Origin of the sequence: Frateuria hangzhouensis, assembly GCF_026410505.1 — a bacterium.
In the GTDB taxonomy this organism is placed as follows: domain Bacteria; phylum Pseudomonadota; class Gammaproteobacteria; order Xanthomonadales; family Rhodanobacteraceae; genus Frateuria_A; species Frateuria_A hangzhouensis.
In genome coordinates, this window is the sequence record NZ_JAPMIU010000010.1 from 48,268 (window position 1) to 74,625 (window position 26,358).

At 69.5% G+C, this 26,358-nt stretch carries 25 protein-coding genes; 18 read left to right on the plus strand and 7 right to left on the minus strand.

Features of this window, described 5'->3' with window-relative positions:
• Positions 1 to 3: 3 nt before the first annotated feature.
• Both OSC30_RS16895 and pdxR read right to left on the minus strand, forming a co-directional pair.
• Complete coding sequence (locus OSC30_RS16895) at positions 4 to 1,023, minus strand: TlpA family protein disulfide reductase (RefSeq protein WP_323374214.1); 1,020 nt, start codon at positions 1,021 to 1,023, stop codon at positions 4 to 6.
• 106 nt (positions 1,024 to 1,129) lie between these two features.
• Positions 1,130 to 2,563, minus strand: coding sequence for a MocR-like pyridoxine biosynthesis transcription factor PdxR (pdxR, locus tag OSC30_RS11910; RefSeq protein ID WP_267172071.1), 1,434 nt, complete (start codon positions 2,561 to 2,563; stop codon positions 1,130 to 1,132).
• A gap of 108 nt (positions 2,564 to 2,671) precedes the next feature.
• Here pdxR and OSC30_RS11915 point away from each other — a divergent pair, with 108 nt between their 5' ends.
• The 10 genes from OSC30_RS11915 to purH all read left to right on the plus strand — a co-directional run bounded on the left by OSC30_RS11915 (position 2,672) and on the right by purH (position 13,178).
• Positions 2,672 to 3,562 (plus strand): DMT family transporter, encoded by an 891-nt coding sequence (locus OSC30_RS11915; RefSeq protein WP_267172072.1) that lies wholly within the window; start codon positions 2,672 to 2,674, stop codon positions 3,560 to 3,562.
• Between the two features lie 68 nt (positions 3,563 to 3,630).
• Positions 3,631 to 5,814: a protein-disulfide reductase DsbD family protein gene (locus tag OSC30_RS11920; RefSeq protein WP_267172155.1), complete on the plus strand. Its 2,184-nt coding sequence runs from the start codon at positions 3,631 to 3,633 to the stop codon at positions 5,812 to 5,814.
• Position 5,815: 1 nt separating this feature from the next.
• Positions 5,816 to 6,349: a TlpA family protein disulfide reductase gene (locus tag OSC30_RS11925; protein WP_267172073.1), complete on the plus strand. Its 534-nt coding sequence runs from the start codon at positions 5,816 to 5,818 to the stop codon at positions 6,347 to 6,349.
• Positions 6,350 to 6,588: 239 nt separating this feature from the next.
• The gene (aroQ, locus tag OSC30_RS11930) at positions 6,589 to 7,026 is read left to right on the plus strand and encodes a type II 3-dehydroquinate dehydratase (protein WP_267172074.1); all 438 of its coding nucleotides are present in this window, start codon (positions 6,589 to 6,591) and stop codon (positions 7,024 to 7,026) included.
• Between the two features lie 67 nt (positions 7,027 to 7,093).
• A complete protein-coding gene (gene accB, locus OSC30_RS11935; RefSeq protein WP_267172075.1) occupies positions 7,094 to 7,552 on the plus strand; it encodes an acetyl-CoA carboxylase biotin carboxyl carrier protein in 459 nt (152 codons plus the stop codon).
• Positions 7,553 to 7,570: 18 nt separating this feature from the next.
• Positions 7,571 to 8,938, plus strand: a complete 1,368-nt coding sequence (gene accC, locus OSC30_RS11940; RefSeq protein WP_267172076.1) for an acetyl-CoA carboxylase biotin carboxylase subunit — start codon at positions 7,571 to 7,573, stop codon at positions 8,936 to 8,938.
• Positions 8,939 to 9,052: 114 nt separating this feature from the next.
• Positions 9,053 to 9,949: a 50S ribosomal protein L11 methyltransferase gene (gene prmA, locus OSC30_RS11945; RefSeq protein ID WP_267172077.1), complete on the plus strand. Its 897-nt coding sequence runs from the start codon at positions 9,053 to 9,055 to the stop codon at positions 9,947 to 9,949.
• 200 nt (positions 9,950 to 10,149) lie between these two features.
• Entirely contained in the window at positions 10,150 to 10,926 is a 777-nt protein-coding gene (locus OSC30_RS11950; RefSeq protein WP_267172078.1) for a zinc-ribbon and DUF3426 domain-containing protein, read from the plus strand.
• Positions 10,927 to 11,087: 161 nt separating this feature from the next.
• On the plus strand, positions 11,088 to 11,378 hold the full coding sequence (locus OSC30_RS11955; RefSeq protein ID WP_267172156.1) for a helix-turn-helix domain-containing protein: 291 nt from the start codon (positions 11,088 to 11,090) through the stop codon (positions 11,376 to 11,378).
• A 195-nt stretch (positions 11,379 to 11,573) separates the two neighbouring features.
• Positions 11,574 to 13,178 carry a bifunctional phosphoribosylaminoimidazolecarboxamide formyltransferase/IMP cyclohydrolase gene (gene purH / locus OSC30_RS11960; protein ID WP_267172079.1) on the plus strand — a complete coding sequence of 535 codons (1,605 nt, stop codon included), beginning with the start codon at positions 11,574 to 11,576 and terminating at the stop codon, positions 13,176 to 13,178.
• Between the two features lie 166 nt (positions 13,179 to 13,344).
• Here the strand turns inward: purH and OSC30_RS11965 are convergent, their stop codons facing one another.
• From OSC30_RS11965 to OSC30_RS11975, 3 genes are read right to left on the minus strand one after another with little or no spacing between them, the layout of a single operon-like run.
• Positions 13,345 to 14,130: a LytR/AlgR family response regulator transcription factor gene (locus OSC30_RS11965; protein WP_267172080.1), complete on the minus strand. Its 786-nt coding sequence runs from the start codon at positions 14,128 to 14,130 to the stop codon at positions 13,345 to 13,347.
• A complete protein-coding gene (locus OSC30_RS11970) occupies positions 14,127 to 15,203 on the minus strand; it encodes a sensor histidine kinase (protein WP_267172081.1) in 1,077 nt (358 codons plus the stop codon). The genes OSC30_RS11965 and OSC30_RS11970 overlap by 4 nt, the downstream gene beginning before the upstream one ends.
• Before the next feature lie 41 nt (positions 15,204 to 15,244).
• Positions 15,245 to 16,114, minus strand: coding sequence for a DUF2306 domain-containing protein (locus OSC30_RS11975; protein WP_267172082.1), 870 nt, complete (start codon positions 16,112 to 16,114; stop codon positions 15,245 to 15,247).
• A gap of 206 nt (positions 16,115 to 16,320) precedes the next feature.
• Between OSC30_RS11975 and OSC30_RS11980 the strand changes: the two genes are divergently transcribed.
• Both OSC30_RS11980 and OSC30_RS11985 read left to right on the plus strand, forming a co-directional pair.
• Positions 16,321 to 17,034 carry a glutathione S-transferase gene (locus OSC30_RS11980; RefSeq protein WP_267172083.1) on the plus strand — a complete coding sequence of 238 codons (714 nt, stop codon included), beginning with the start codon at positions 16,321 to 16,323 and terminating at the stop codon, positions 17,032 to 17,034.
• 142 nt (positions 17,035 to 17,176) lie between these two features.
• Positions 17,177 to 17,704, plus strand: a complete 528-nt coding sequence (locus OSC30_RS11985; protein ID WP_267172084.1) for an REP-associated tyrosine transposase — start codon at positions 17,177 to 17,179, stop codon at positions 17,702 to 17,704.
• Positions 17,705 to 17,768: 64 nt separating this feature from the next.
• Here the strand turns inward: OSC30_RS11985 and OSC30_RS11990 are convergent, their stop codons facing one another.
• Together OSC30_RS11990 and OSC30_RS11995 are read right to left on the minus strand one after the other, a co-directional pair.
• Positions 17,769 to 18,200 (minus strand): EamA family transporter, encoded by a 432-nt coding sequence (locus OSC30_RS11990; protein ID WP_267172085.1) that lies wholly within the window; start codon positions 18,198 to 18,200, stop codon positions 17,769 to 17,771.
• 7 nt (positions 18,201 to 18,207) lie between these two features.
• Positions 18,208 to 18,669, minus strand: a complete 462-nt coding sequence (locus OSC30_RS11995; protein ID WP_267172086.1) for a DUF2782 domain-containing protein — start codon at positions 18,667 to 18,669, stop codon at positions 18,208 to 18,210.
• A gap of 94 nt (positions 18,670 to 18,763) precedes the next feature.
• Between OSC30_RS11995 and polA the strand changes: the two genes are divergently transcribed.
• The 6 genes from polA (at position 18,764) to OSC30_RS12025 (ending at position 26,337) form a co-directional block, all read left to right on the plus strand.
• Positions 18,764 to 21,490 carry a DNA polymerase I gene (gene polA, locus OSC30_RS12000; RefSeq protein ID WP_267172087.1) on the plus strand — a complete coding sequence of 909 codons (2,727 nt, stop codon included), beginning with the start codon at positions 18,764 to 18,766 and terminating at the stop codon, positions 21,488 to 21,490.
• Positions 21,491 to 21,931: 441 nt separating this feature from the next.
• On the plus strand, positions 21,932 to 22,150 hold the full coding sequence (locus tag OSC30_RS12005) for a hypothetical protein (protein ID WP_267172088.1): 219 nt from the start codon (positions 21,932 to 21,934) through the stop codon (positions 22,148 to 22,150).
• A 61-nt stretch (positions 22,151 to 22,211) separates the two neighbouring features.
• The gene (locus tag OSC30_RS12010; RefSeq protein WP_267172089.1) at positions 22,212 to 24,497 is read left to right on the plus strand and encodes a DNA helicase II; all 2,286 of its coding nucleotides are present in this window, start codon (positions 22,212 to 22,214) and stop codon (positions 24,495 to 24,497) included.
• 48 nt (positions 24,498 to 24,545) lie between these two features.
• A complete protein-coding gene (locus OSC30_RS12015) occupies positions 24,546 to 25,052 on the plus strand; it encodes a RidA family protein (RefSeq protein WP_267172090.1) in 507 nt (168 codons plus the stop codon).
• 104 nt (positions 25,053 to 25,156) lie between these two features.
• Positions 25,157 to 25,579: a hypothetical protein gene (locus tag OSC30_RS12020; protein ID WP_267172091.1), complete on the plus strand. Its 423-nt coding sequence runs from the start codon at positions 25,157 to 25,159 to the stop codon at positions 25,577 to 25,579.
• Positions 25,580 to 25,785: 206 nt separating this feature from the next.
• Entirely contained in the window at positions 25,786 to 26,337 is a 552-nt protein-coding gene (locus tag OSC30_RS12025) for a YdeI/OmpD-associated family protein (protein WP_267172092.1), read from the plus strand.
• Positions 26,338 to 26,358 lie beyond the last annotated feature (21 nt).

Sequence of the window (26,358 nt, forward strand, 5' to 3'; positions counted from 1 at the left end):
ACCTCACCGCCGCGTCCCCGCACCGGGCAACGACCGCAGCGCGGCGGCGAGGTCGGCCCGGCCTTCCAGCCGCCGCACGATGCGGCCCTGGCCGTCCGCCAGCAGCACGGTCGGCACGTGCATGACTCCGAAGCGGCGGAACAGCGCGCCGTCGGCATCCAGGGCAAGCGGCACGGGAATGCGGTGTTTGCGCCGCCAGCCCTCCAGATCGTCGCGATCGGTCCACAGTCCCGAGGCGATGCCCAGCCAGTGCACGCCCGGCGTGGCGGCCAGCGCGGTTACCTGTTCGCGCATTCGGCGGCAGGCTTCGGCGTACTCTGGACGGCTGTCGGCCAGGTAGCTTTCGCACCAGGGCGAGAGGAACACCAGCACGGTCGGCTGCGCGGGTGCCGGCGCGCCAGTGCGGAAGACCTGGCCATCGAGGGTGGAAATCGCCAGCGCCGGCAGGCGATCGACTCCTGCTCCGCCGCTCGCCGGCGCGGTGGCGACCACGCCGGCAGGCGCCACCGGCGCGCGCCGTGCCGCGGCAAGCGCCGCCTCCAGCGCGGCATTGGTCTGGTGGCCGACGTAGGCGATGCGGCCATCGCGGCCGATCACCACGTGCTGCGGCGTCACCCGCAGGCGGAACGCCTCGCCCAGGCGGCCGTCGTGGTCGAACACGATCGGCATCTTCAGGCCTACCTCGCGCCGGTACTTGCGCACCTGCGCCACCGAGTCCTCGAAGCCGACGTCGATGGCGATCACCGCCAGCTCCGGCCCGGCCTGCTCGTAGGTCTTCTCGAAGTGCGGCATCTGCTCGCGGCAGGGCACGCACCAGGTGGCCCAGAACTTCAGGTACACGGCCTTTTTCCCGTACAGCTGGCCGAGGTCGATGGTCTTGCCGTCGATGGTGGTCAGCACCAGCGGCGGCGCCGGTGTGCCGACCAGGCCGCGGCCGGCCGCTTCGGCGCGCTGCTGGCCGCTGTCGGCCCACAGCGGCATGGCCAGCAAGTACAGGCCGAGGAGGAGAACGAACTGGCGCATGGGGCACTCCGCAAAAAGGCGATGCCGTCATGCTGGCCCGCGCCATGCGCGTGGATAAGAGCCAATCCGGGCCAAAACCGGGGAGCCACGCCCGCATGCCGCGTCGCTACCCCAGCAGGCGCGCGATACGCCGCACGGCCTCCTCGATGCCACCCTCTTCCACCCGCCCGTAGCCGAACGCCAGGCCATTGGGGCCCGGACGGTCCAGCGCATAGCCGTCCAGCGCCTCCAGCTGGATGCCCTGCTGCGCCGCCCGCGCGGCCACCCCGCCGGCGTCGATGTCGCGCGGCAGGCGAGCGGCCAGGTGCAGGCCGGCCCCGGACGGCCACACGTCCATGCGTCCGTCACTGTGGCGGTGCAGCGCCTCCAGCAGCCGCTCGCGCCGCTGCGCGTAGAGCCGCCGCATGCGGCGCACGTGGCGGGCCAGGTGGCCTTCGGCGATGAACGCGGCGAGCGTTTCCTGCGCGACCGGATCGCCGAAACCGTCGGCCAGCCGCCGCGCGTGGGCCAGCGCCGGCTGCAGCCAGGCCGGCGCCACCGCGTAGCCCAGCCGCAGCGACGGAAACAAGCATTTGGAGAAGGTGCCGACGTAGCAGACGCTGCCGGCGCGATCCAGCGTCTGCAGCGCCTCCAGCGGCCGCTGGCCGTAGCGGAATTCGCTGTCGTAGTCGTCCTCGATCACGGTGGCGCCATGCGCGCGGGCGAAGTCGAGCAGCGCGGCGCGGCGCGGCGGCGACATCGCTACGCCCAGCGGGAACTGGTGCGAGGGCGTCACGTAAACCACCCGCGCCTGCGCCGGCAGCCGTTCGACCACCAAGCCTTCGTCGTCGACCGGCACGCCGACCACGCTGGCGCCGGCGGCGGCGAAGGCCTCGCGCACCGGCGGATAGCCTGGATCCTCCACCGCCACCACGGTGCGGCCGGGTGTGACCAGCACGCGGGCCAGCAGGTCGAAAGCCTGCTGCGCGCCCTGGGTGACGATCACGTCGTCCGGGCCGCAAGCCACCGCCCGGGCGAACGCCACGTGCCGCGCGATCGCCTCGCGCAGCGCCGGACGCCCCTGCGGCGCGTCGTACATCGGCGGCAGCCGTGCGGCCGTGCGCCAGGCACGCATCGACAGCCGCCGCCACACGTCGAACGGGAACGCGCGCTGGTCCGGGATGCCAAGCCGGAAATCGCAGGCGCCCGGGACCATGGCCGCCTGCATCGGCACGGCGAGGCCACGCCAGGGCGCGGCCAGGCGGCGGTCGGCAGAACCGCTATCGGGCGGTGGCACGCGCGGCGCACCGAGCGTCGCCACGAAGTTGCCGGCACCGCGGCGTGCCTCGAGGTAGCCCTCGCTGAACAGCCGCTCGTAGGCGGCCACCACGGTGTTGCGCGACAGCCCGAGCGCGAGCGCCAGCTCGCGCGTGGCCGGCAGGCGCAGGCCGCTCTTCAGGCGCCCGTCCAGGATCGCCGCGCGCAGTTGCGCGTGCAGCGCATGCAGGCGCTGGCGCGAGCCGCGCGCGGGCAGGTCCAGCGGAAACTCGAACGGGTGCACGGGTTGCTCCGCCCCAAAATTGGACCCATAGACTTGCCTTCTCGTGGTCCTTTTTCAAGTCCACATGTGGGCCTAGCCTGCAGCCTTTGACACCCTCCGGAGCCGCCGATGAAACGCACCGACCTGGCCGCACTGTTGCTGCTCGGCGCCCTGTGGGGTGGCTCGTTCCTGTTCATGCGCATGGGCGCCGGGGCGTTCGGCGGCATGGCGCTGGCCGGGTTGCGTGCGATCGGCGCCGCGTTGTGTTTCCTGCCGTTGCTCGCCTCGGCCGGCCGCCGCGCCGAACTGCGCCGGCATGCCTGGCCGATCGCCGTGGTCGGCCTGAGCAACGGCGCGCTGCCCTACGTGCTGTTCTCGCTGGCCGCGCGCAGCCTGCCGGCGGGATTGTCGGCGATCTTCGACGCGATCACTCCGTTGCTGGTGGCCGCCTCCGGCTGGCTGTGGCTGGGCCAGCGGCTGGACGCGCCGCGCGTGGCCGGGCTGCTGGTCGGGCTGATCGGCGTGCTGTGGCTGATTGCCGGCAGCGGCGGTCTCGTCCACGGCGCGGCCGGCAGCGGCTGGGCGATGGCGGCCTGCCTGGGTGCGGTGGCCTGCTATGCCTTTACCGCGCACTACGCCGAGCGGCGGCTGCCGGCCGTGTCGCCGCTGACCGCGGCAGCGGGCGGGCAGTTCGCCTCGGCACTGTTGCTGGCGGCGCCGACGGCGTGGCTGTGGCCTGCGCAGCCGCCCGGCCTGCGCGCGTGGATGGCGATGGCCGGCCTGGCGGTGCTGTGCACAGCGGTCGCGTACGTGTTGTTCTTTCGGCTGATCGGGCGTATCGGTGCGCCGCGCACGATGGTGGTGCTGTATCTGATCCCTGCCTTCGCCGTGCTGTGGGGTGCGCTGTTCCTCGGCGAGCCGGTGACCCTGGCCGTGGCCGGCGGCTGCGCGGTGATCCTGCTTGGCGTCGCGCTCACCACCGGCCTGCTGCAACCGCGCGCGGCGGCGCGGCAGGCATAAGGCCGCACGCCGCGGCAGCGCGGCGTACCTGCGCCATAATCCCCGACAACCCCACAAGGGTCCCCATGATGCGATCGATGCTTTCCGGCCGCCTGGCCGCCTTCGCCCTGCTGTTGCTGGGTCTGCTGTTCACGCTTCCCGCGCCGGCGCAGGAGGAAGACGGCCTGTTGCCGGTCACCCAGGCCTACCGGCTTTCCGCCGACGCCTCCACGCCCGGGGTGCTGAAGCTGCACTGGGAAATCGCGCCGGACTATTACCTCTACCGCGGCCGCATGAAGTTCAAGCCGGCCGGCGGCGTGACGCTGGGCGAGCCGGCCTTTCCGGACGGCGAGAAGCACCACGACCAGTACCTGGGCGACGTGGAGATCTACCACCACGCGATCGACGCCAGCGTGCCCTACACGGTGGCGCCCGGCGCCACGCGGCTGCGACTGGGCGTGCAGTTCCAGGGCTGCCACGAGGTCGATCCGAAGATCTGCTATCCGCCGCATACCGAGCAGCTGGACCTGGCGCTGCCGGCCACCGGCGGCGTGGCCGCGGCAGGCGGCGGCTCGCTCGGCGCCGCGCTCGAACAGCTCGGCGCCACGCATGGCGCCAGCGGCGGCGATGCGCCGCTGCCTGCCGAGCAGGCATTCAAGCTCGAGGCGCTGGCGCAGGACGGACAGCACCTGTTGCTGCGCTGGACGATGCCGCCGGGCTACTACCTCTACCGTGACCAGACCCGATTGCGCCTTCGCGATGACGGCGATCTGGCGCTCACGCCGCAATGGCCCACCGGCACCCGCAAGGACGACCCGCACTTCGGCAGCGTCACGGTCTACTTCAATGAACTGGACCTGCCGGTGACGATCGCCGGCGACCTCGCCGGGCGCACGCACCTGGCCCTGGAAGCGAGCTTCCAGGGCTGCCAGGACGGCGGCCTGTGCTATCCGCTGATGACCCGCGCGCTGGATGTGCAGCTCGGCAGTGCGGCGCCGGCCAGCGGCACGCCGATCACGACGGCACCGCAAGCCCCGCCGGCCCCTGCCGCGCAGGGCCCGCTGCGCACCAGCCTGTGGCTCGCCCTGCTGCTCGCCCTCGGCGGCGGCCTGGTGCTCAACCTGATGCCTTGCGTGCTGCCGGTGCTGTCGATCAAGGCGGTAGGCCTGCTGGAAAGCGGCGAGAGCCCGGCCCGCGCGCGGGCGCATGCGCTGGCCTACACCGCCGGCGTGCTGCTGAGCTTCGTGGCGTTGGGCCTGGGCATCCTCGCCTTGCGTTCGGCCGGCCACGCGCTGGGCTGGGGCACGCAATTGCAGCAGCCGCTGCTGGTCGGCGTGCTGGCGCTGGTGATGCTGGCGGTCGGTCTGTCGATGTCGGGGCTGGTGCAATTCGGCGCTTCGTTGGGCAACACCGGCGCGAAGCTGGCCACGCGCGGCGGCGTGGCGGGAGACTTCTTCACCGGCGTGCTGGCGGTGGTGGTGGCCAGTCCCTGCACCGCGCCGTTCATGGGCAGCGCGCTGGCCTACGCCTTCGCCGCGCCGGCGATGTATGCCTTGCTGGTGTTCCTCGCCCTGGGCGTCGGCCTGGCACTGCCATTCCTGGCCATCGGTTTCGTGCCCGCACTGGCCCGGCGGCTGCCGCGACCGGGCCGCTGGATGGAAACGCTCAAGCAGTTGCTGGCCTTCCCGATGTATCTGACCGCCGCCTGGCTGGCCTGGGTGCTGGCCAACCAGCGCGGCGCCGACGCGGTCGGCCTGTTGCTGGTCGCCGCGGTATTCCTGGCCTTGAGCCTGTGGTGGTTCGAGCGCAGCCGCGGCCGCGGCGGGCTGGTGCGCGCGCCGGTGCTGCTGGCGCTGCTGGCCACCGCGCTACCGCTGTACGCGCTGGCGCAGTTGCCGCCGCCGGCGCGCGCCGCCCAGGCGGACAGCGGCACGGTCGCCTACAGCCCGGAGAAGCTGGCCCAGCTGCGCGGCGCCGGCACGCCGGTGTTCGTCGACATGACCGCCGACTGGTGCGTCACCTGCAAGGCGAACGAACATACCGTGCTGGACACCGACGCCTTCCGCGCCCTGCTCGAGCGCACCGGCGCGGTCTACATGAAAGGCGACTGGACCGACGTCAACCCCACCATCGCCGCCTTCCTGGAGCAATACCACTCGCCCGGCGTACCGTTGTACGTGGTGTTCCCCCGCGGCGGCGGCGAGGGGCGCAAGCTGCCCACCGTGCTCACCTCCGGATTGGTCGAACAGGCATTGACCGAAGCGGCGCGCTGACATGATGACCCGTGCAAGCTGGCTGATCCTGCTGCTGGCGGTGCTTGCCGCCGCGGCCGGCGGCTGGCTGCAGCACGCTTCGCGCGAGCGGCGCGGACCGGACCTGGTCGGCCAGCCGGCGCCGGCACTGCGCCTGCCCGACCTGGACGGGCGCACGCATGCGCTGTCGGACTACACCGGACGCCGTGTGCTGGTGAACTTCTGGGCCAGTTGGTGCGGCCCGTGCCTGAAGGAAATGCCGGCGCTGGCCGCGGCGCAGCGGCGGTTTGGCGGCGATCGCCCGGTCGTGGTCGGCATCGCCATGGATACGCCCGACAACGTGCGCGCATATCTGCAGGCGCATCCGGTCAATTACCCGATCCTGCTCGGCCGGCTCGACGCGCCCGACAGCGCGCGGCAGCTGGGTGACGGCGCCAGCGTGCTGCCCTACAGCGTGCTGCTGGATGCCAGCGGCACGGTGCTGGCGACTCATGCCGGCGTGCTAGATGCGGCCAAGCTGGAGCGCTGGCTGGGCGGCGAGGCGAACTCCTTGTAGGAGCGCACCCTGTGCGCGACCGCGCGACCGCGCGACCGGTCGATATAGGGCGGTCGCGCACAGGGTGCGCTCCGTCAGGAATGCCCTGGCCCATGGTATCGCCCACATACGCCCACGCACGGTTTGTGCGCCAGTTCTCCGCCAAACATCGCCGAACTGCGTCGAAGTGGACAACATCGGCCGGCGCGCGCACACTTCGCCCCCTCGCCGGACCCGTCCGGCTGGCTGCAAGGTGTGGCGTGGCAAAACTGCTGGTCCTGCATGGCCCCAACCTCAACCTGCTGGGCTCGCGCGAGCCCGAGGTCTACGGGCGTGACACGCTCGCGGACATCGACGCGCGACTGGCCCGCCAGGCGCAGGCGGCCGGGCACCAATTGTCGAGCTTCCAGTCCAACGCCGAACACGCCCTGGTCGAGCGCGTGCAGCAGGCCGGCGCCGAGGGCATCGCCTGGATCGTGATCAACCCGGCCGCCTTCACCCATACCAGCGTCGCCCTGCGCGACGCTCTGGCGGCGGTGGCCATCCCGTTCATCGAAGTGCACCTGTCCAACGTGCATGCGCGAGAACCGTTCCGGCGCCACTCCTATCTCTCGGACCTGGCGGTCGGCGTGGTCGGCGGCTTCGGCGCCGACAGCTACGCATTGGCGCTGGATGCGGCGCTGCGCCGCCTCACCTGAATTCCGTTTGCACGCATTCCCCTTGAACCCTGGCCGCCGCGGCGGCCCCTGAAACAAAGGCACTCCCATGGATCTGCGCAAGATCAAGAAGCTGATCGACCTGCTCGAGGAATCCAACCTCGCGGAACTGGAAATCAAGGAAGGCGAGGAAGTGGTGCGCCTGTCGCGCGTGCCCACCGGTGGCATGGCCGTGGCCGCGCCGGTCGCGCTGCAGGCAGCCCCGGCCCCGGCCCCCGTCGCCGCCGCCGCGCCGGCGATCGATACCACCCCGCCCGCCAACGCCCTGCCTGAGGGCCACGTGGTCAAGGCACCGATGGTCGGCACCTTCTACGCCTCGGCCACACCGGGCGCGGCCGCCTTCGTCAAGGTCGGCCAGCAGGTCAAGGCCGGCGAGACGCTGGGCATCATCGAGGCGATGAAGATGTTCAACCAGATCGAAGCCGACGTCGCCGGCACCGTGCAGGCGATCGTGGTCGAAAACGGCCAGCCGGTCGAATTCGACCAGCCGATGTTCGTGATTGCCTGATCCGGCGGGACATTACCGATGCTAGAAAAAGTCGTTATTGCCAACCGCGGTGAGATCGCGCTGCGCGTGCTGCGCGCGTGCCACAGCCTTGGCATCAAGACGGTCGCGGTGCACTCCACCGCCGACCGCAACCTCAAGCACGTGGGCCTGGCGGACGAGGCGATCTGCATCGGCCCGGCGCCATCGGTCGACAGCTACCTCAACATCCCGCGCATCATCGCCGCGGCGGAAATCACCGACGCGCAGGCGATCCACCCCGGCTACGGCTTCCTCTCCGAGCGCGCGGACTTCGCCGAGCAGGTCGAGCAGTCCGGCTTCATCTTCGTCGGCCCGACCGCCGACGTGATCCGCCTGATGGGCGACAAGGTCGAGGCGATCAAGGCGATGCAGGCTGCCGGCGTGCCGTGTGTGCCGGGCTCCGGTGGTCCGCTGGGCGACAACACCGACGAGAACATGCGCATCGCCCGCGAGATCGGCTATCCGGTGATCATCAAGGCCGCCGGTGGCGGCGGTGGCCGCGGCATGCGCGTGGTGCGCACCGAGGCGCACCTGGCCAACGCCGTCACCATGACCAAGTCCGAGGCCAAGGCGGCCTTCGGCAACGACATGGTGTACATGGAGAAATTCCTGGAGAACCCGCGCCACGTGGAGATCCAGGTGCTGGCCGACGGCCAGGGCAACGCGATCCACCTGGGCGAGCGCGACTGCTCCATGCAGCGGCGCCACCAGAAGGTGGTCGAGGAAGCGCCAGCGCCAGGCATCACGCCCGAGCAGCGTGCACAGATCGGCAAGGTGTGCGTGGAGGCCTGCATCCGCATCGGCTACCGCGGCGCCGGCACGTTCGAGTTCCTGTTCGAGAACGGCCGCTTCTATTTCATCGAGATGAACACCCGCATCCAGGTGGAGCACCCGGTGACCGAGTTCATCACCGGCGTGGACCTGGTGCGCGAACAGTTGCTGATCGCCGGCGGCGAGAAGCTCTCGATCAAGCAGGAAGACATCCAGATCCGCGGCCACGCCATCGAATGCCGCATCAACGCCGAGGATCCGGACACCTTCATGCCCAGCCCCGGCACGGTCAAGCGCTTCGAGGCGCCGGGCGGCCCGGGCGTGCGCGTGGACACCCACCTGTACGACGGCTACCGCATCCCGCCCAACTACGACTCGATGATCGGCAAGCTGATCGTCTACGGCCCCGACCGCGAGACCGCGATCTGCCGCATGCGCCTGGCGCTGGCCGAGACCGTCATCGAAGGCGTCAAGTGCAACATCCCGCTGCAGCAACGCATCATGGCCGACGCCGGCTTCCAGCACGGCGGCCAGAACATCCATTACCTGGAAAAGCGCATGGCCGAGCAGAAGGAACAGAAGGCCGGCGGCGAATAGTCCGACCGGCAGCAGCCCCTGTAGGAGCGCACCCTGTGCGCGACCGCCGTGCTCACGGTCGCGCACAGGGTGCGCTCCTGCGGTGATCAACAAGCGCAGTACACAGACCATCCCATGCCCTTCCTCGAACTCGCCCTCACCCTCCGCGCCGAGCAGCAGCCGCGCGTGGAGGAAGCCCTCGATGACCTGGGCGCCCTCTCCATCACGCTGCGCGACGCCGAGGCCGAAACGCCCGACGAACAGGCGATCTTCGAGCCTGGCGTCGGTGAGTTGCCGCTGTGGCCCACGCTCACTCTGGACGCGCTGTTCGACGCCGGCACCGACCGCCGCGGCCTGGTCGAGGCGCTGGGCGAACTGCTGCCGTGGCTCGAACCCGATCAGCTCGCCTTCCGCGAGGTCGCCGACGAGGACTGGGAGCGCGCCTGGATGGACCAGTTCAGGCCGATGCCGTTCGGCCGGCGGCTGTGGATCTATCCGTGGAACATCGAGCCACCCGCCGACGAGGACCTGGTGGTGGTGCGACTGGATCCGGGCCTGGCCTTCGGCAGCGGCACCCACCCGACCACCGCGCTGTGCCTGGAATGGCTCGATGGCCTGGATCTGGCCGGAAAGCAGGTGGTCGACTACGGCTGCGGTTCGGGCATCCTGGCCATCGCCGCACTCAAGCTGGGCGCGCCGGGCGCGGTCGGCGTGGACAACGATCCGCAGGCGCTGACCGCCTCGGCCGACAACGCCGAACGCAACGGCGTGGCCGACCGCCTCTCTGTGTACCTGCCCGGCGAGGAACCGCACGCGCCGGCCGACGTGTTCGTCGCCAACATCCTGGCCGGGCCGCTGGGCGAACTGGCGCCCACCTTCGCCGCTGCCTGCAAACCGGGTGCGCCATTCGCCATCTCCGGCATCCTGGCCGGCCAGCAGGACGAACTGCTGGCGCGCTACGGCGAATGGTTCGACGAGCTGCGCGTGGATACGCGCGAGGACTGGGTCCGCATCAGCGGGCACCGCCGCTGAGCCGAAGCCTCCGGTAGCGGCGCACCTGTGCGCGACCGCGATGCAGGGCGGTCGCGCACAGGTGCGCTCCTTCAAAAAGCACCCCAGTCGACAGGCCTCCTCTCCCGCTTCCGGGAAAGGACGGGATCCGGCGCCGCACCGTGCACCGGCGCACACGACCGGTCCCGACAAACGCCGGCTTACCATTTACTCTTGCGCGCATGTACGCCCAATGCCCCGACTGCCGCACCGTCTTCTCGCTCGACGCGAGCGCGCTGGCGCAGGCGCGTGGGGGCGTGATCTGCGGCAACTGCGAAACCCTGTTCGACGCACTGGACACGCTGGCCGACCAGTTGCCGCCCGAACCGTTCCGGCTGCTGGCGGAAAACAGGCGCTCGGAGGAAGCCCCCAGGCTCGAACTGGCGATCTACCGACCGCGCGAGGACGTGCCGGTCGCGGCCGAACCGCCGCCCGCCGCGCCGGCCTTTACCCCACGCTTCGCGCACGAGCGGCGCGCGCCGCGCCAACGCGCGCGGCGGTGGCCCTGGGTGCTGACCTGCGCGCTGCTGACGCTGCTGCTGGCGGCACAGGTCGCCTGGGCCAAGCGCGACCTGCTGGTCGCCGATCCGGCCATCGGTACCTGGTTGCGCCAGGCCTGCGCCTCGCTCGGCTGCAAGCTGCCGCTGGTGCGCGACGTGCACCGGCTGCACCTGGTCGCGCGCGACGTGCAGGCGCATCCCAGCGTGCCCGGCGCCTTGATGATCAGCGCCACCGTCCGCAACGACGCACCCTTCGCGCAGCCTTATCCGGTGGTCACGATGATCCTGTCCGATGCCGACGGCCACCGCGTGGCGATGCGCCGGCTGCATCCGACCGACTACCTCGATGACAACGCGGCACTGCGCGCAGGCCTGGCGCCCGGCGCGAGCGCGGCGTTGCTGATCGAGGTGGCCGACCCCGGCACGCGCGCGGTGGCGTTCGAATTCGGTTTCGAATGAAAAGACCCGCCGCCGACGCCAGCACTTAAATTTATCGGCGCGCGCCGGTACACTCGCCCTCTCGCGCATGCGCCGTCGCATGCCAGGCGCGCCGCTGCCGGCGCGGATCCGCCATAAACTCTTGCAGCGGCCCACGCAGCCGCCGCATCGCTCGTGAGGTACTGCCTGTGAACGCCGTCCGATTGCCTGCTGCCGAGGCCGTCCGGGAGACCCAGTCGTCGCAGAGCGCGCTGGGCGAGTGCGTCAGCCGTACCGTGCGCCGCTACCTGGCCGACATCGGCGACACCGAGTGCGCCGAAGGCCTGCATGCGCTGGTGATCCGCGAAGTCGAAGGCCCGCTGCTGCGCGAGGTACTGGCGTTCCACGACGGCAACCAGAGCCGCGCCGCCGCCGCGCTCGGCATCAACCGCGCCACGCTGCGCAAGAAGCTGGCCGCACACGGCCTGCTGTAGCCCCCTTTTTCGACCGCGCCCTTGTAGGAGCCCAATTGTGGGCGATGCTTTATGGGGGAACGCGCACGAAGGGCATCGCCCACAAGCGGGCTCCTAGGAAGGGCACGTACACTGCATTTGGACGCCTGGACGTCCAAACGACAACCCAGCCTGCCCGCGTTATAATCGCCGGCTTCCCCCACCCTGGAAGCCGCCATGCCCGCCGTCACCCCGATCCGCCGCGCCCTGCTCAGCGTCTCCGACAAGACCGGGCTGATCGACCTGGGCCGCCGCCTCGCCGCCAGCGGCGTGGAACTGCTGTCCACCGGCGGCAGCGCGAAAGCCCTGCGCGAGGCGGGCATCGCGGTGACCGACGTCAGCGACGCCACCGGCTTCCCGGAAATCATGGATGGCCGCGTCAAGACGCTGCATCCGAAGGTGCATGGCGGCCTGCTCGGCCGGCGCGGCACCGACGACGCGGTGATGGCCGGGCTGGGCATCGCCCCGATCGATCTGCTGGTGCTCAACCTCTACCCGTTCGAGCAGACCGTGGCCCGGCCCGACTGCACGCTGGAACAGGCGATCGAGAACATCGACATCGGCGGCCCGGCGATGCTGCGCTCGGCGGCGAAGAACTGGGCGGACGTAGCGGTGTTGACCTCGCCGGAGCAGTACGAAGAAACACTCGCCGCGATCGAGCGCGAGGGCGGCCTTTCGCGCGCCACCCGATTCAAGCTGGCGGTGGCCGCGTTCAACCGCGTGTCCGACTACGACGGCGCGATCAGCGATTACCTGTCGGGCCTGAAACTCAACGAAGCGCATGACGCCATTGCCGGTCACGAGGCCTTTCCGGGCCAGGTCAACAGCCGCTTCGTCAAGCTGATGGACCTGCGCTACGGCGAGAATCCGCACCAGGGCGCGGCGTTCTACCGCGACATGTTCCCGGCGCCGGGCACGCTGGCGGCATTCCGCCAGCTGCAGGGCAAGGAGCTGTCGTTCAACAACATCGCCGACGCCGACGCGGCGTGGGAATGCGTACGCAGCTTCGTCAAGCCGGCCTGCGTGATCGTCAAGCACGCCAACCCGTGCGGCGTGGCGGTGAGCCTGGAGGGGACGGCCAAGGCCTATGACCTGGCCTTCCAGACCGACCCCACCTCCGCCTTCGGTGGCATCATCGCGTTCAACCGCGAGGTCGATGGTGTCACCGCGCGCGCCATTGTCGAGCGCCAGTTCGTCGAGGTGGTACTGGCGCCCGGCTACGCCGACGACGCGCTCGCGGCGTTCGCGAAGAAGGCCAACGTGCGCGTGCTGGTGATCCCCGCGCCGGCGGACGGCGACCTGCGCGCCGCCCATCCGGGCATGCACTCCAAGCGCGTGGGCTCGGGTCTGCTGCTGCAGAGCGCCGACACCGGCATGATCAGCGCGACCGACCTCAAGGTAGTGACCAAACGTGCCCCCACGCCGGCGCAGATCGACGACCTGATCTTCGCCTGGAAGGTGGCCAAGTTCGTCAAGTCCAATGCCATCGTCTATGCGAAGGACCGCCAGACCATCGGCGTCGGCGCCGGCCAGATGAGCCGCGTGTACAGCGCGAAGATTGCCGGCATCAAGGCGGCCGACGAGAAGCTGGAAGTACGCGGCTCGGTCATGGCGAGCGATGCGTTCTTTCCCTTCCGCGACGGCATCGATGCGGCCGCCGAGGCGGGTATCGCCGCCGTGATCCAGCCGGGCGGGTCGATGCGCGACGCCGAAGTGATCGCCGCCGCCGACGAGCACGACCTGGCGATGGTGTTTACCGGCATGCGCCATTTCCGGCATTGATGCCGGCCGTCCAGGCTTGCCAAAAGCCCAGCTCCCTCTTCCCCAGCGACGCCGGAAAGATGGCTGGGGAGAGGGGGGGAGCCCTGTTCCCAGGACCCCTCCCCGCAGCCCCGTCCCTCACCCAAACCCTCTCCCTGAAGGGGAGAAGGCTTCAGAGCGGCGCCCCTCACATCTGCCGGAACAAATGCAGATAGCTGCGGCTGACCGGCAACACCTCGGTGCGGCCTTTCAGGTGCACCTGCGCCGTTTCATTGGCACCGCGCGTGACGTGGCTCACCGCGTGCAGGTTCACCAGCGCCGCGCGGTGCACCTGCATGAACTGCCCGCCGTCCAGCTGAGCCGCCAGTTCCTTCAGCGGCGTGCGGATCAGCGCCTCGCCCGGCTTGCCAGACTCGTCGCGCCAGGCGATCCGCGTGTATTTTTCCTCGGCACGCAGGTAGTCGATCTGCTCAACCGGAATCAGCCGCAGTGCCTGCCCTACCGACGCCCGGATCCAGCGCAGCGGACCGGCCGCCTCCGGCTTGAGCAGACGCGCGGCCAGCTGCTCCAGCAGGGCCTCGGTGTTGGACGCCGGCTGCGCCGTGCGCAACCGTTCGCGCAGGCGTGCCACCGTGGCGTCCAGGCGTACCGCCTCGACCGGCTTGACCAGATAGTCGAGCGCGCCCTGCTCGAACGCCTCCACGGCGTACTGGCGGTGGGCGGTGACGAACACCAGGTGCGCACGGTCGCCGATCTGGCGGGCCGCCTCCACGCCGGACAGCCCGGGCATGTGCACGTCGAGGAAGCAGATGTCCGGCTGCTGCGCCTCGAACGCGGCCACGGCCTCGCGGCCGTTGCGCGCCTGCGCCACTACCTCCAGCTGCGGCCAGGCCTGCGCTAACAGGCGTACCAGCGATGCGCGCAGCAAGGGCTCGTCGTCCGCGATCAGCGCGGTCGGACGATCATCCCTCATGCGACGACGGCCTGCGCCGGGAAATCCACGCCGGCGCATACGCCATGCGGCTCGAGCCCCGCCAGCGTGACTTGCGCGTCGCCACCGAAGGCCAGTTGCAGGCGTTCGCGAAGTGTCGAAAGCCCGGTACCCAAGCCCCGGCTGGAAGCCTGCAGGCCGATCCCGGTATCCACCACTTCGGCGCGGCAGCGCCCTTCCCGCACGCAGGCGCGCACCTCGATCCGGCCGCCCTCCTCGCTCGGATCGACGCCATGGCGAACGGCGTTCTCCACCAGCGTAAGCAAGGTCATCGGCGGGCAGCGCAAGGCCAGTGCCGCCTGCTCGGCCTGCAACGAGAAATGCAGGCGGTCGGGCATGCGCATGTGCATTACTTCCAGGTAGACCCGCACCAGCTCCATCTCCTGCCCCAGCGTGGTGGCCGCCTGCTGCAGGCGCGGCACCGCGGCGCGCAGATAGACGATCAGGCTGTCCAGTACCTGCGAGGCCTGCGGCGAGCCGGCCTCGACCAGTTCGCGTACGTTGGCCAGCGTATTGAACAGGAAGTGCGGCTCCACCTGCGCCTGCAACAGGCGCAAGCGGGCGTCGGCGGCGCGGCGCTCCAGTTCGCTGCGCTGCAGTTCGAAGGCCAGTGCCTGGGCGCGCACCGCATCGTCGCGCTGGCGAAACAGCGCGGCGACCGCGATCCACGGCCCCAGCAACAAGCCGAGCAGGGCCATCGCCACGAATCCGCATTTGTCGGGATCGAGCCAGGGCATGCCCGAACCGGGGCCGTCCAGCAGATACAGCCCCAGCGCCGCCAGCGGCACCGCCATCGCCACGCCCCACACCTGCAGTACCCAGCGCGCGAGCCAGCGCGGCAGGCGCGCCGGCCAGCGTTCGAACAAACCGAAACCGATCAAAGCGGCCAGCCCCACGATCATCGCGCGGCCGACCAGCGGCACCGTCGGCATCGGGCACCAGGTGCTTTGCAGCAAGCCCAGCATGGCCGCCACGCCCAACCCGAGCAGCAGCCGGCGCCAGCCCAGCATCAGGACGAGCCAGTGCCGTGCTACAGGGGTGGGCGAAGTGCGCATGCGCAGACGATAGCAACGAATCGCCGCGGCGGGCGGGAATGCTACAGATGCGGCAGCCACAGCATCATCGATGCGGTGGCGATGCCCGCCCCGGTCGCCAGCGTCGCCACCGCCAGGCCCGCCGCCATCGCCAGCTGCGCCGCCGGCCGCCGGCTTCGCTGCGCGCGGAAGTACAGTTCGGCGATCGCCAGCGGCAGCGCGTACTGGGCGAATGCGATGACCGTCAGCGCCGGGCCCGTGAAGGTCTCGGGATCGAAGCCGGCCGGTCCCTGGTTGAGCGCGATCCACAGGGTCAGCCCGATGCGGAAGAACCACACCCCGCTCACCGCCAGGAACAGCCGGATCGCCCAGCGCCGGTGCCGGTCGATGCGGCGCGCCAGCGCCTCGCGCCAGGCCAGGCTGGCGAACAATACGATCAACAGCGCGTTCAGGCTGATCGCCACGTTCTGGGACAGATCACCGACGCCGCCGCGGCCCCACACCATCGCCAGCCCGCCCAGGCTCAGCAACAGCGCGGAAAACAGGTAGCCGCGGCCGTTCCAGCGATGAAAGCGCGGCCACGTCCGGCGTATCCACGGCATCAACTGCAGCGCACCACTGGCGATGATCAGGGCGGCGAACGCCAGGTGCACCGCCACCAGCGCGTTGCCTGGGCCATCGCCGGGCACGTAGCCGTGGGGCATGACATCGTTCCACGCTGCCCAGTCGCCCTGCAGTGCCGAGCGCCCGTAGAAGCCGAACAGATAAGCGGCGAAGGCGAACTGGCCGAGCACCGCCACGGCGAACCAGCCGGTGACCGCCTTCCTGAGCGCCGATCCGGCCAGCCGGTCGAGCCGCTCCGGCGCGGACGCCACGCGGCCAGGTCGCGGCGCGGCGGACAGCTCGGCATCGAGGACGAGTGCCTTGGCCATGGGGGAACTCCTTCGATGGCCGATGCCGGCCGACCCAACGATCCTGCCCGCCGGCCGGCCGCTGCCGACAGCCCCGTTGCGACGAACGGCGGATCGGCCGGGCCAGACCGCGCCCAGGCGCGACAAACGGCACCGTTCACGGCCGCTGGAAACACCTTGGCCTAGCCTGCGGGGTCGGGCGGACACCGCTCGCGACGGCAAGGGTCATGCAATACGAGCTTTACTACTGGACCGGCATCCCGGGGCGCGGCGAATTCGTGCGGCTGGCGCTGGAAGACGCCGGCGCCGACTACGTAGACGTCGCCCGCAACCGCGGCGACGCGGTGATGGATCCCTTCCTCGCCGGCGACAGCACCGAGGACGCGCTGCCGTTCGCGCCCCCCATCCTGCGCGCCGGCCACCTGCTGATCGCGCAGACCGCCGCCATCCTGGCCTACCTGGGCCAGCACCTGCGGCTGGTGCCCGAGGGCGAGGCGCGCCGCATCTACGCCAACCAGTTGCAGTTGACCATCGCCGACGTGGTCGCCGAGGTGCACGACAGCCATCACCCGATTGCCGCCAGCCTGTACTACGAGGACCAGCGGCAGGAAGCGCAGCGGCGCGCGGCCGACCTGCGCAAGCACCGGCTGCCCAAGTACCTGGGCTATTTCGAGCAGGTACTCGCGCGCTCCGATGGCCGCCATGCGCTGGGCGAACACTCCTACGTCGACCTGTCATTGTTCCAGCTGATGGCCGGGCTGGACTACGCCTTTCCGCGGGCCATGCGGCGCCTGCGCCAGGGCTCGCCACGCCTGGGCGCACTGGCCGACGAGATCGCCCAGCGCCCGCGCATCGCCGCCTACCTCGCGTCCCCGCGTCGCCTGCCGTTCAACGAACAAGGCATCTTCCGCCACTATCCCGAGCTGGACGATCCGGCCTGAGGGGGCACGGTGGGCTGAAGCCCACCCTACGGTCCGGCGGCGTAGGGTGGGCTTCAGCCCACCGCACCTCCGCCCAAACCCTACTTCCCCGGACGCTCTCCCCTGATCCTGCGCTGCGACCAGACAGCTCATTCTGTTCGCCATGAGCAATTACTTGCGCGCATGGCAGCCGGGCGGCACCTTTTTCTTCACCTTGACCCTGGCCAACCGGGAAAGCGCCTTGCTGACGAGGCATATCGAGCTGTTACGAAGCACCCTTCGCGAAGCGCGACGAGCCCGCCCTTTCCGCGTGAACGCCATGGTCGTGCTCCCGGAACACCTGCACCTGCTTTGCACATTGCCGCACACCGATGCGGACTACGCCACACGCATCGCGCACTTGAAGGCCGGCTTTTCGCGGGACCTACCGGGGCGTGGTTCGTCCGCCCGCTCTGCGCGCCGCGAGCGCGGCATCTGGCAGCGACGCTATTGGGAGCACGCGATCCGCGACGAGCGCGACCTGCGAACCCATATCGACTACATTCATTACAACCCGGTCAAGCATGGCCATGTGGACCAGGTCCGGGACTGGCCCTGGTCCACCTTTCATCGGTTCGTGACCACGGGGTTCTTGCCGCCCGATTGGGCCGGAATCAAGGAAGGCGGTTCACGCACGCGCTTTGGCGAATGAAGACGGTCGGCTGAAGCCCACCCTACGGTTAGCGGCTTGTGGGCGGGCTTCAGCCCACCAGCCCTCAAAACACCGCGATGACGATGGCGCCGGCGACGATCAGCCCGCCGCCCAACAGCAGCGGCAGGCTCGGCTTCTCGCCGAGGAACACCAGTCCCAATACGATCACCATCGCCACGCTGAGCTTGTCGATCGGCGCGACCTTGCTCACCGGCCCGAGCTGCAACGCGCGGTAGTAGCACAGCCAGGACAGGCCGGTGGCGATGCCCGAGAGGACCAGGAACAGCCAGCTGTGCCATGGCAGGCCCGCCGGCCTTGCCCACTCGCCACGCAGGCTCACGATGCCGGCGGTGACCGCGAGGATCACCACCGTGCGGATGAAGGTGGCCAGGTTGGAGTTGATCCCCGCCACGCCGAGCTTGCCGAACAGCGCGGTGAGCGCGGCGAAGAACGCCGAGCCCAGCGCGAACAGCAGCCAGCTCTGGCGCAGGTCCATGTCCGGCTCAGTCGCCCGTGGAGGCCGCCGGCGCAGGCTTGGACTTGCCCCACTCCAGCACTTTGTACATCACCGGCCGCGTGGGTTTCTGGCCGTGGTCGTCCACCAGCCGGCCGCTCGGATCGACCATGTACGTCTGCGCGATGCCGCTGGGCGGGGTGATCACCACCATGTAGAGCCGGCCGTTGCGACGGTATTCCTGCACGGTGTCCTCGCCCTGCTTGTGCACGCTGACCTCGGGCATCGGCTGGCCCGAGCGGATCGGTTCGGGCTTGCGCGGCAGTAGCGACGTGCCGCTTTGCGCCGGCGCCGCGGTCGGCACCGGCGCCGAAGCGGGCGCGGTCGCCTGCACGCCCGGATCGTTCATGCCCGGCGGCGGCGGCACGTTGGCCGGCGGCGGCGCCGACTGGGCGAAAGCGGGCGCGGCAAGCAGCGCGGGGACGAGGACGAGCGCGGCGGGAAGCTTCATGGCATGGCTCCGGGGATGTGCGCGCGAGCATAGCAGCGGCCCCGGCGCGGGCCGGTGAACCGCGGCGCCATGGCACGCGTGCGAGAATGGCCCGATGGCACAGCTCATCCTGATCGACGGCTCTTCCTACCTTTACCGCGCCTTCCATGCGCTGCCGCCGCTGACCAACGCGCGCGGCGAGCCCACCGGCGCGCTGTTCGGCGTGGTCAACATGCTGCGCGCCACGCTGAAGGCGCAGCCGGAGTACCTGGCCTTCGTCTGCGACGCGCCCGGGCGTACGTTCCGCGACGACATCTACCCCGAGTACAAGGCCAACCGCCCGCCGATGCCCGATGACCTGCGCGCGCAGGTCGAACCGATGATGGCGATCGTCGGCGCGCTGGGTTTTCCGATCCTGTGCGTGCCCGGCGTGGAGGCCGACGACGTGATCGGCACGCTGGCCCGCGCCGCGGCGGCGCAGGGCATCGACGTGGTCATCTCCACCGGCGACAAGGATCTGGCCCAGCTGGTCGATCCGCGCGTCACGCTGGTCAACACCATGACCAACGTGACGCTGGACATCGCCGGCGTCACCGAGAAGTTCGGCGTGCCGCCCGGGCGCATCGTCGACTTCCTCAGCCTGACCGGCGACAGCATCGACAACGTGCCGGGCGTGACCAAATGCGGACCCAAGACCGCGGCCAAATGGCTGGCCGAGTACGGTTCGCTGGAGGGCGTGATCGCCAACGCCGACAAGGTCGGCGGCAAGATCGGCGGCTACCTGCGCGAGGCGCTGCCCACGCTGCCGCTCTCGCGCGAGCTGGTGACCATCCGCACCGACCTGGAACTCGAGCAGGGTCCCACCGACCTGAGCCTGCGCGAGCGCGACACCGCCGCGCTGCGCGAGTTGTTCACCCGCTACGAGTTCAAGGCGGCGCTGAAAGACCTGGACGCCGAGACCGGCGGCGCCACGCCGGCGCCCGAGGTCGCATCCGCGCCGCCGATGCAGGCCGCGCCGACCGCCGCCGACGCGCGGCCCGGCGAATACGAGCTGGTCACCACGCCCGAACAGTTCGAGCGCTGGCTCGCGCGTCTGCGCGAGGCGCCGCTGATAGCCTTCGACACCGAGACCAGCAGCATCGACGCCATGCGCGCCGAACTGATCGGCCTGTCCTTCTCCATCGAACCGGGCAAGGCGTGCTACATCCCGGTCGCGCACGACTACCCGGGCGCACCCTGGCAGCTGGACCGCGATCAGGTGCTGCACGCGCTCAAACCGCTCTTCGAAGACCCCGCGCGGCCCAAGCTCGGCCAGCACGCCAAGTACGACATCAACGTGCTGTCGCATTACGGCATCGGCGTGCAGGGCCTGGCGCACGATTCGATGCTCGCCTCCTACGCCTGGAACGCCACCGCCACGCGCCATGACATGGATTCGCTGGCCAGCCGCTACCTGGGCTACCAGACCATCAAGTACGAAGAGGTGGCCGGCAAGGGCGCCAAACAGATCCCGTTCTCGCAGGTCGACCTGGACACCGCTTGCCGCTACGCCGCCGAGGACGCGGACATCACCCTGCGCCTGCACCAGGCACTGCAGCCGATGCTCGCCTCCGTGCCGGCGCTCAAGCGCGTGTACGAGCAGATCGAAGTACCGCTGGCGCCGATCCTTGCGGGCATGGAGCGCAAGGGCGTGCTGATCGACGTCGACGAGTTGCGCAAGCAAAGCCAGGAGCTGGGCAAGCGCATGCTGGAACTGCAGCGCCACGCCTACACGCACGCCGGACGCGACTTCAGCCTGGATTCGCCCAAGCAACTGCAGGCGATCCTGTTCGACGAACTGGGCCTGCGCGCCAAGCTGAAGACGCCCAAGGGCCAGCCTTCCACCAACGAGGAGGCGCTGGAAGCGATCGCCGACGACCACGCGCTGCCGCGGCTGATCCTGGACTACCGCGGCCTGGCCAAGCTGCGCTCCACGTATACCGACAAGCTGGCCTCCATGGTCAACCCGCGCACCGGCCGCGTGCACACCTGCTACCACCAGGCGGCGGTGGCGACCGGGCGGATCTCCTCGTCGGATCCGAACCTGCAGAACATCCCGGTACGCACCGACGAGGGCCGGCGCATCCGCGCAGCGTTCATCGCACCGCCCGGCTGGGTGGTGATGGCGGCCGACTACTCGCAGATCGAATTGCGCATCATGGCGCACCTGTCCGGCGACGAAGCGCTGCTGCGCGCATTCAGGAGCGGCGGCGACGTGCACCGCGCCACCGCGGCCGAGGTGTTCGGCGTGGCGCCGGAGGAGATCACGCTCAACCAGCGACGCGCGGCCAAGGCGATCAACTTCGGCCTGATGTACGGCATGAGCGCCTTCGGCCTGGCCCGCCAGCTGGGCGTGGACCGCGGCGAGGCCAGCGATTACATGGCGCGCTACTTCTCGCGCTTCGCCGGCGTGCGCGCCTTCATGGACGCCACCCGCGAGCAGGCCCATCGCGACGGCTTCGTCGAGACCATCTTCGGCCGCCGGCTGTACCTGGAGAACCTCAAGGCCCGCAACCAGGCACTGCGCGCCGGTGCCGAGCGCGCCGCGGTCAACGCGCCGATGCAGGGCAGCGCGGCGGACATCATCAAGCGCGCCATGATCGCGATGGGCTCCTTCCTTTCCGAGCGCACCGACGCGCACATGCTGATGCAGGTGCACGACGAACTGGTGTTCGAGGTGCAGGAAGACGCCGTGGACACCCTGCGCCAGGCGGTGGTCGAGCGCATGTCCGGCGCCGCCGAGCTGGCTGTGCCGCTGGTGGTGGATGTCGGGGTCGGGGCGAACTGGGAGCAGGCGCACTAGCACGCAGCTTTGGCGCCCTTCCCCTCCGGGGAGAGGGTTGGGTGAGGGGCTGGGGCTTGCAAAATTTTTTGTTAGCGGTTTTTAACGAGCGCACAAGCGCGGGCCTCCCCGCGAGCCCCGCCCCTCACCCCTGCCCTCTCCCGAGCGGGAGAGGGAGCCAGGGCGCGGCGGATGAACAGATGCTGACCTGTTCCCGATATCGCGAACGCCGTCCTTGAAACTTTCCTCCCTGATCCGCATCCAAGGTTTCGGATGCACGCAACGGCATCCCCCGACCCGCCCACCTCCCTGAGCGGGTCACCAAGGATACGAACCTCTCCCCTGGGCTTCGTATCCAACCCCCGGCCCCGAAGGTTCCCCCTAGCCTTCGGGGCTTTTTTTTCGTTTGTTCACGGCCGAGCTCGCTATGATCGGGACGCAACACCACCGAGGAGACGGCTCATGCGTGCAGGACTCATCATCGTAGGCATCATCCTGTTGGTCGCCGGCATCTGGGTGACCGTGGGCAACGGCAGCTACAAGCAGACCGATACCGTGGCGCAACTGGGTCCCGCGAAGATTGAGGCGACGCACGAGAAAGCCGTGCCGCAGTGGCTGGGCATCGCCGGCATCGTGGTCGGCGGCCTGCTGGTGATCGGCGGCGTCGTGAAGAAAGGTTGAACCCGGCCGCGCCGCGTCCGCGCGGCGCGGCGCGGTTGACAGGCACCGCTACAATCGGTGAATGGATGTTTCGTACCTGATCGACTCGCTCAACGACGCGCAGCGCGAAGCCGTCTGCGCGCCGCCCGGCCACTACCTGGTGCTGGCCGGCGCCGGTTCCGGCAAGACCCGCGTACTGACCCACCGCATCGGCTGGCTGACCCAGGTCGAGCACGTGCCGCCGTGGGCGATCCTGGCGGTCACCTTCACCAACAAGGCCGCCGGCGAGATGCGCGCGCGGCTGGACCAGCTGGTTCCCGGCGGCACCACCGGCCTCACCGTCGGCACCTTCCACGGCATCGCCCACCGCCTGCTGCGCCGGCACTGGCGCGAGGCCGGCCTGCCGGAGGGCTTCCAGATCCTGGACTCCGATGACCAACAGCGGCTGGTCAAGCGCGTGGTGGCCGGGCTGGGGCTGGACGAGTCGCGCTTCCCACCGCGCCAGGCCACCTGGCAGATCAACGGCTGGAAGGACGAGGGCAAGCGCCCGGACGCCATCGAGCACGGCAACCACCCGGTCACCCGCACGCTGGTGCAGATCTACCAGGCGTACGAGGAGGCCTGCCGCCGCGCCGGCCTGGTCGACTTCGCCGAACTGCTGCTGCGCGCGCACGAACTGTGGCTGAAGAACCCGGCCGTGCTGGAGCATTACCAGCAGCGCTGGCGGCACCTGCTGATCGACGAGTTCCAGGACACCAACGCGCTGCAGTACGCCTGGATCCGCGTACTCGCCGGCAACGTCGGCAAGGTGTTCGCCGTCGGCGACGACGACCAGTCGATCTACGGCTGGCGCGGCGCCAAGGTGGAGAACATGCAGCAGTTCCTGCGCGACTTCCCCGGCGCGCGCACGATCAAGCTGGAGCAGAACTACCGCTCCACCGCGACCATCCTCAAAGCCGCCAACAGCGTGATCGCACGCAACGGCGGCCGGCTGGGCAAGCAACTGTGGACCGCGGGCGAGGACGGTGAGCGCATCGCGCTGTACGCCGCCTACAACGAGCAGGACGAGGCGCGCTTCGTGATCGAGCGCATCCGCGAATACGTCAACGAGCACGGCAACGCGAAGGACTGCGCGATCCTCTACCGCTCCAACGCCCAGTCGCGCAACTTCGAGGAACAGCTCAGCCAGCGCAGCATCCCCTACCGCGTCTACGGCGGCCTGCGCTTCTTCGATCGCGCCGAGATCAAGGACGCGCTGGCCTACCTGCGCCTGACCGCCAACCGGCATGACGACGCCGCCTTCGAGCGCGCGGTGAACACCCCGCCGCGCGGCATCGGCGACCGCACGCTGGATGTATTGCGCCGGCGCGCGCGCACCGAAAACACGTCGATGTGGGAGGCTGCACTGGGCGAACTCGCCGATGGCCGCGAACTGGCCGGCCGCGCCAAGAATGCCGTCAAAGCCTTCCTGACGCTGATCGACCAGATGGCCCGCGACTTTCAAACCCTCTCCCCCCGGGAGAACGGTTGGGGTGAGGGTGCGGGTACGCCGGGTGCTCCTGCTCCGACCGAAGCCTCACCCCCGGTCCCTCTCCCGGACGGAGAGGGGAGCCCAAACCTCACCATCGCCGAACAGGTCGACCACGCCATCAGCCACACCGGCCTGCGCGACCACTACGAAAAGGACAGCCGCGGCAACGGTGAGGCGCGCGTGGAGAACCTGGACGAGCTGGTCAACGTCGCCAGCCGCTTCGCCATGACCCCGGACGACGTCGAAGCCGGCCTCACGGAACTCTCCGCCTTCCTCTCCCACGCCGCGCTCGAGGCCGGCGAGGGCCAGGGCGAGGCGTGGGACGACTGCGTGCAACTGATGACGCTGCATTCGGCCAAGGGCCTGGAGTTCCCGCTGGTGTTCCTGGTCGGGATGGAGGAAGGCCTGTTTCCCAGCCAGCGCTCGACCGAAGACGAAAGCCGGCTGGAAGAAGAACGCCGCCTGGCCTACGTCGGCATCACCCGCGCGCGCGAGCGGCTGGTCGTCACCCACGCCGAATCGCGCCGCATGCACGGCACCGAGATGCTCGCCCGCCCCTCGCGTTTCCTCGCCGAAATGCCGCCCAGCCTGGTCGACGAGGTACGCCCGCGCGTGCAGGTCAGCCGTCCGGCCTACGCCGGCCGCTACACCGACACGTCCTCGCTCGAGGAAACCCTGCCGGTCAAACTCGGCCAACGCGTCAGTCACCCGAGCTTCGGCGAGGGCGTAGTGACCAGCGCCGAGGGCAGCGGCGCGCATACGCGCCTGCAAGTGAACTTCGAAGGCGCCGGCAGCAAGTGGCTGGTAGCGGCCTACGCCAACCTCACTCCGCTGTAATCATCCGGGCGAACTTACTATTCCTCATCAAACCGAAGGAGCCACGCGATGAGAAAGACAAGCGCTTCCACATTGACCATCGGCGCGGCTTTCGCCGTGTTCTCCGTGGCGTTCGGCTTTTCGGGCATCGCGCACGGGCAGGAACGTGGCTTCCAGGCACTCAACCCTGCCGCTCTTCCCCCGGCCCATGGGTACTCGCACATCGTCATCGCGCCGGTTGGACGACTTGTCACCCTGTCGGGACAAGTCTCGATGGACAGCAAAGGCGAGATCGTCGGCAAAGGCGACTTCAAGGCCCAATGCGACCAGGTATTCAGGAACATCCGTGAGGCATTGCAAGCCGTCGGCCTGACCTTTGGAAACGTCACGCGCACGGACATGTTCGTGACCGATCTGGGCCACCTTTCGGATCTGCGGGAATGCCGCACCCGCTATCTGCCTGCCAGGAACCCGCCAGCGGCCAACCTGGTCAAGGTCGATTCCTTGTTCCGCCCGGAATTGATGCTGGAGATATCGGTGCAGGCGGTCATACCGCAGCGCACCGAACCGCGATAGCACCAACCGCCGGGCCAACGGCGCATCGCCTTGTTCGGTCGCTGCACGGATCTGCTTGACTCCGTCGGTTTCCAGCCCGCTCGTTCGCACTTGGGGAGGTCGAAATGAACACGTCACCCGTCTGGTTCAAGGTTGTCGCCGTGGTCGCGCTGCTATGGAACCTGCTCGGCTGCCTGGCCTTCGTCTCGGACCTTCGGCTCTCCGCGGAAGACCTGGCCAGGCTGCCGGCATCCCAGCAAGCCCTTTACGCCGCGCGGCCGGCCTGGGCCGTCGCGGCAACCGGACTTGCGGTCCTTGGCGGGGTGCTCGGTTGCATCGGCCTGCTTTTGCGCAGGAAGTGGGCGTGGGTCATCCTGGCCCTGTCGCTGATCGGCATCGTGATCCAGGACTTCGGCCTTTTCGTGCTGGTGGACGGCGCTCGTCTGGCCGGGCCCGTGGCGCTCGTCATGCAGACGATCGTCCTGCTGGTCGGCATCGGACTTGTCATCCTCGCTCGCAAGGGCATCGCACGCGGCTGGCTGGTTTAGCCCAGCTGCAAACCAGGCCAATGCAGACCACGGCTTGACCCTCGCGCTGTCCGCACCGACGATCGATCGCATCGTCGGACCTGTTCGCCCTGCCGTCTTGTTGCCCCTGAGCCAGGATCGTCGGCCGAGAGCCTGTCACCGTGCTCGGAACGCATTTCGCAACCGGTGCGGCGCGGCCTGGCGCCCGACCACTACGGACATCGCCCATGCATGAGACAACCGCAACGTACCGGTTCGAGGCCTTGCTGCATCGCCCGGCCAAGCCCGGCAAGGATGGCGGCTGGAGCTTTCTGGTCCTGCCCAAGGCCGCCAGCGATATCCTGCCGCGACGCGGCAGGACGACGATCGACGCCAGCATCAACGGCCACCCTTTCCAGGCCACGCTCGAGCCGGACGGCCAGTTGAGCCACTGGCTCAAGGTGGACGAAGCGCTTCGCGAAGCCGCCGGTGCGCAGGTGGGCGAGAGGGTGACGCTGGAGATCGCGCCCGTGGCGCAGGAGCCGGAGCCGAAACTGCCGGCCGACCTGCACGACGCCCTCGCTGCCGCTCCGGAGGCCAGGGCGGTGTGGGAGGACACCACCACCATCGCCCGCCTGGACTGGATCCACTGGGTCGAATCGGCCAAACAGGCCAAGACCCGCCAGAGCCGCGTCGATAACGCATGCGACATGCTGGCTTCCGGAAAGCGGCGGGTTTGCTGTTTCGACCAGTCCGGCTACTACAGCAAGAGTTTCCGGGCGCCCGAGGCGGCGGAGTAGGACGGCATCGGGCGCTGGCGC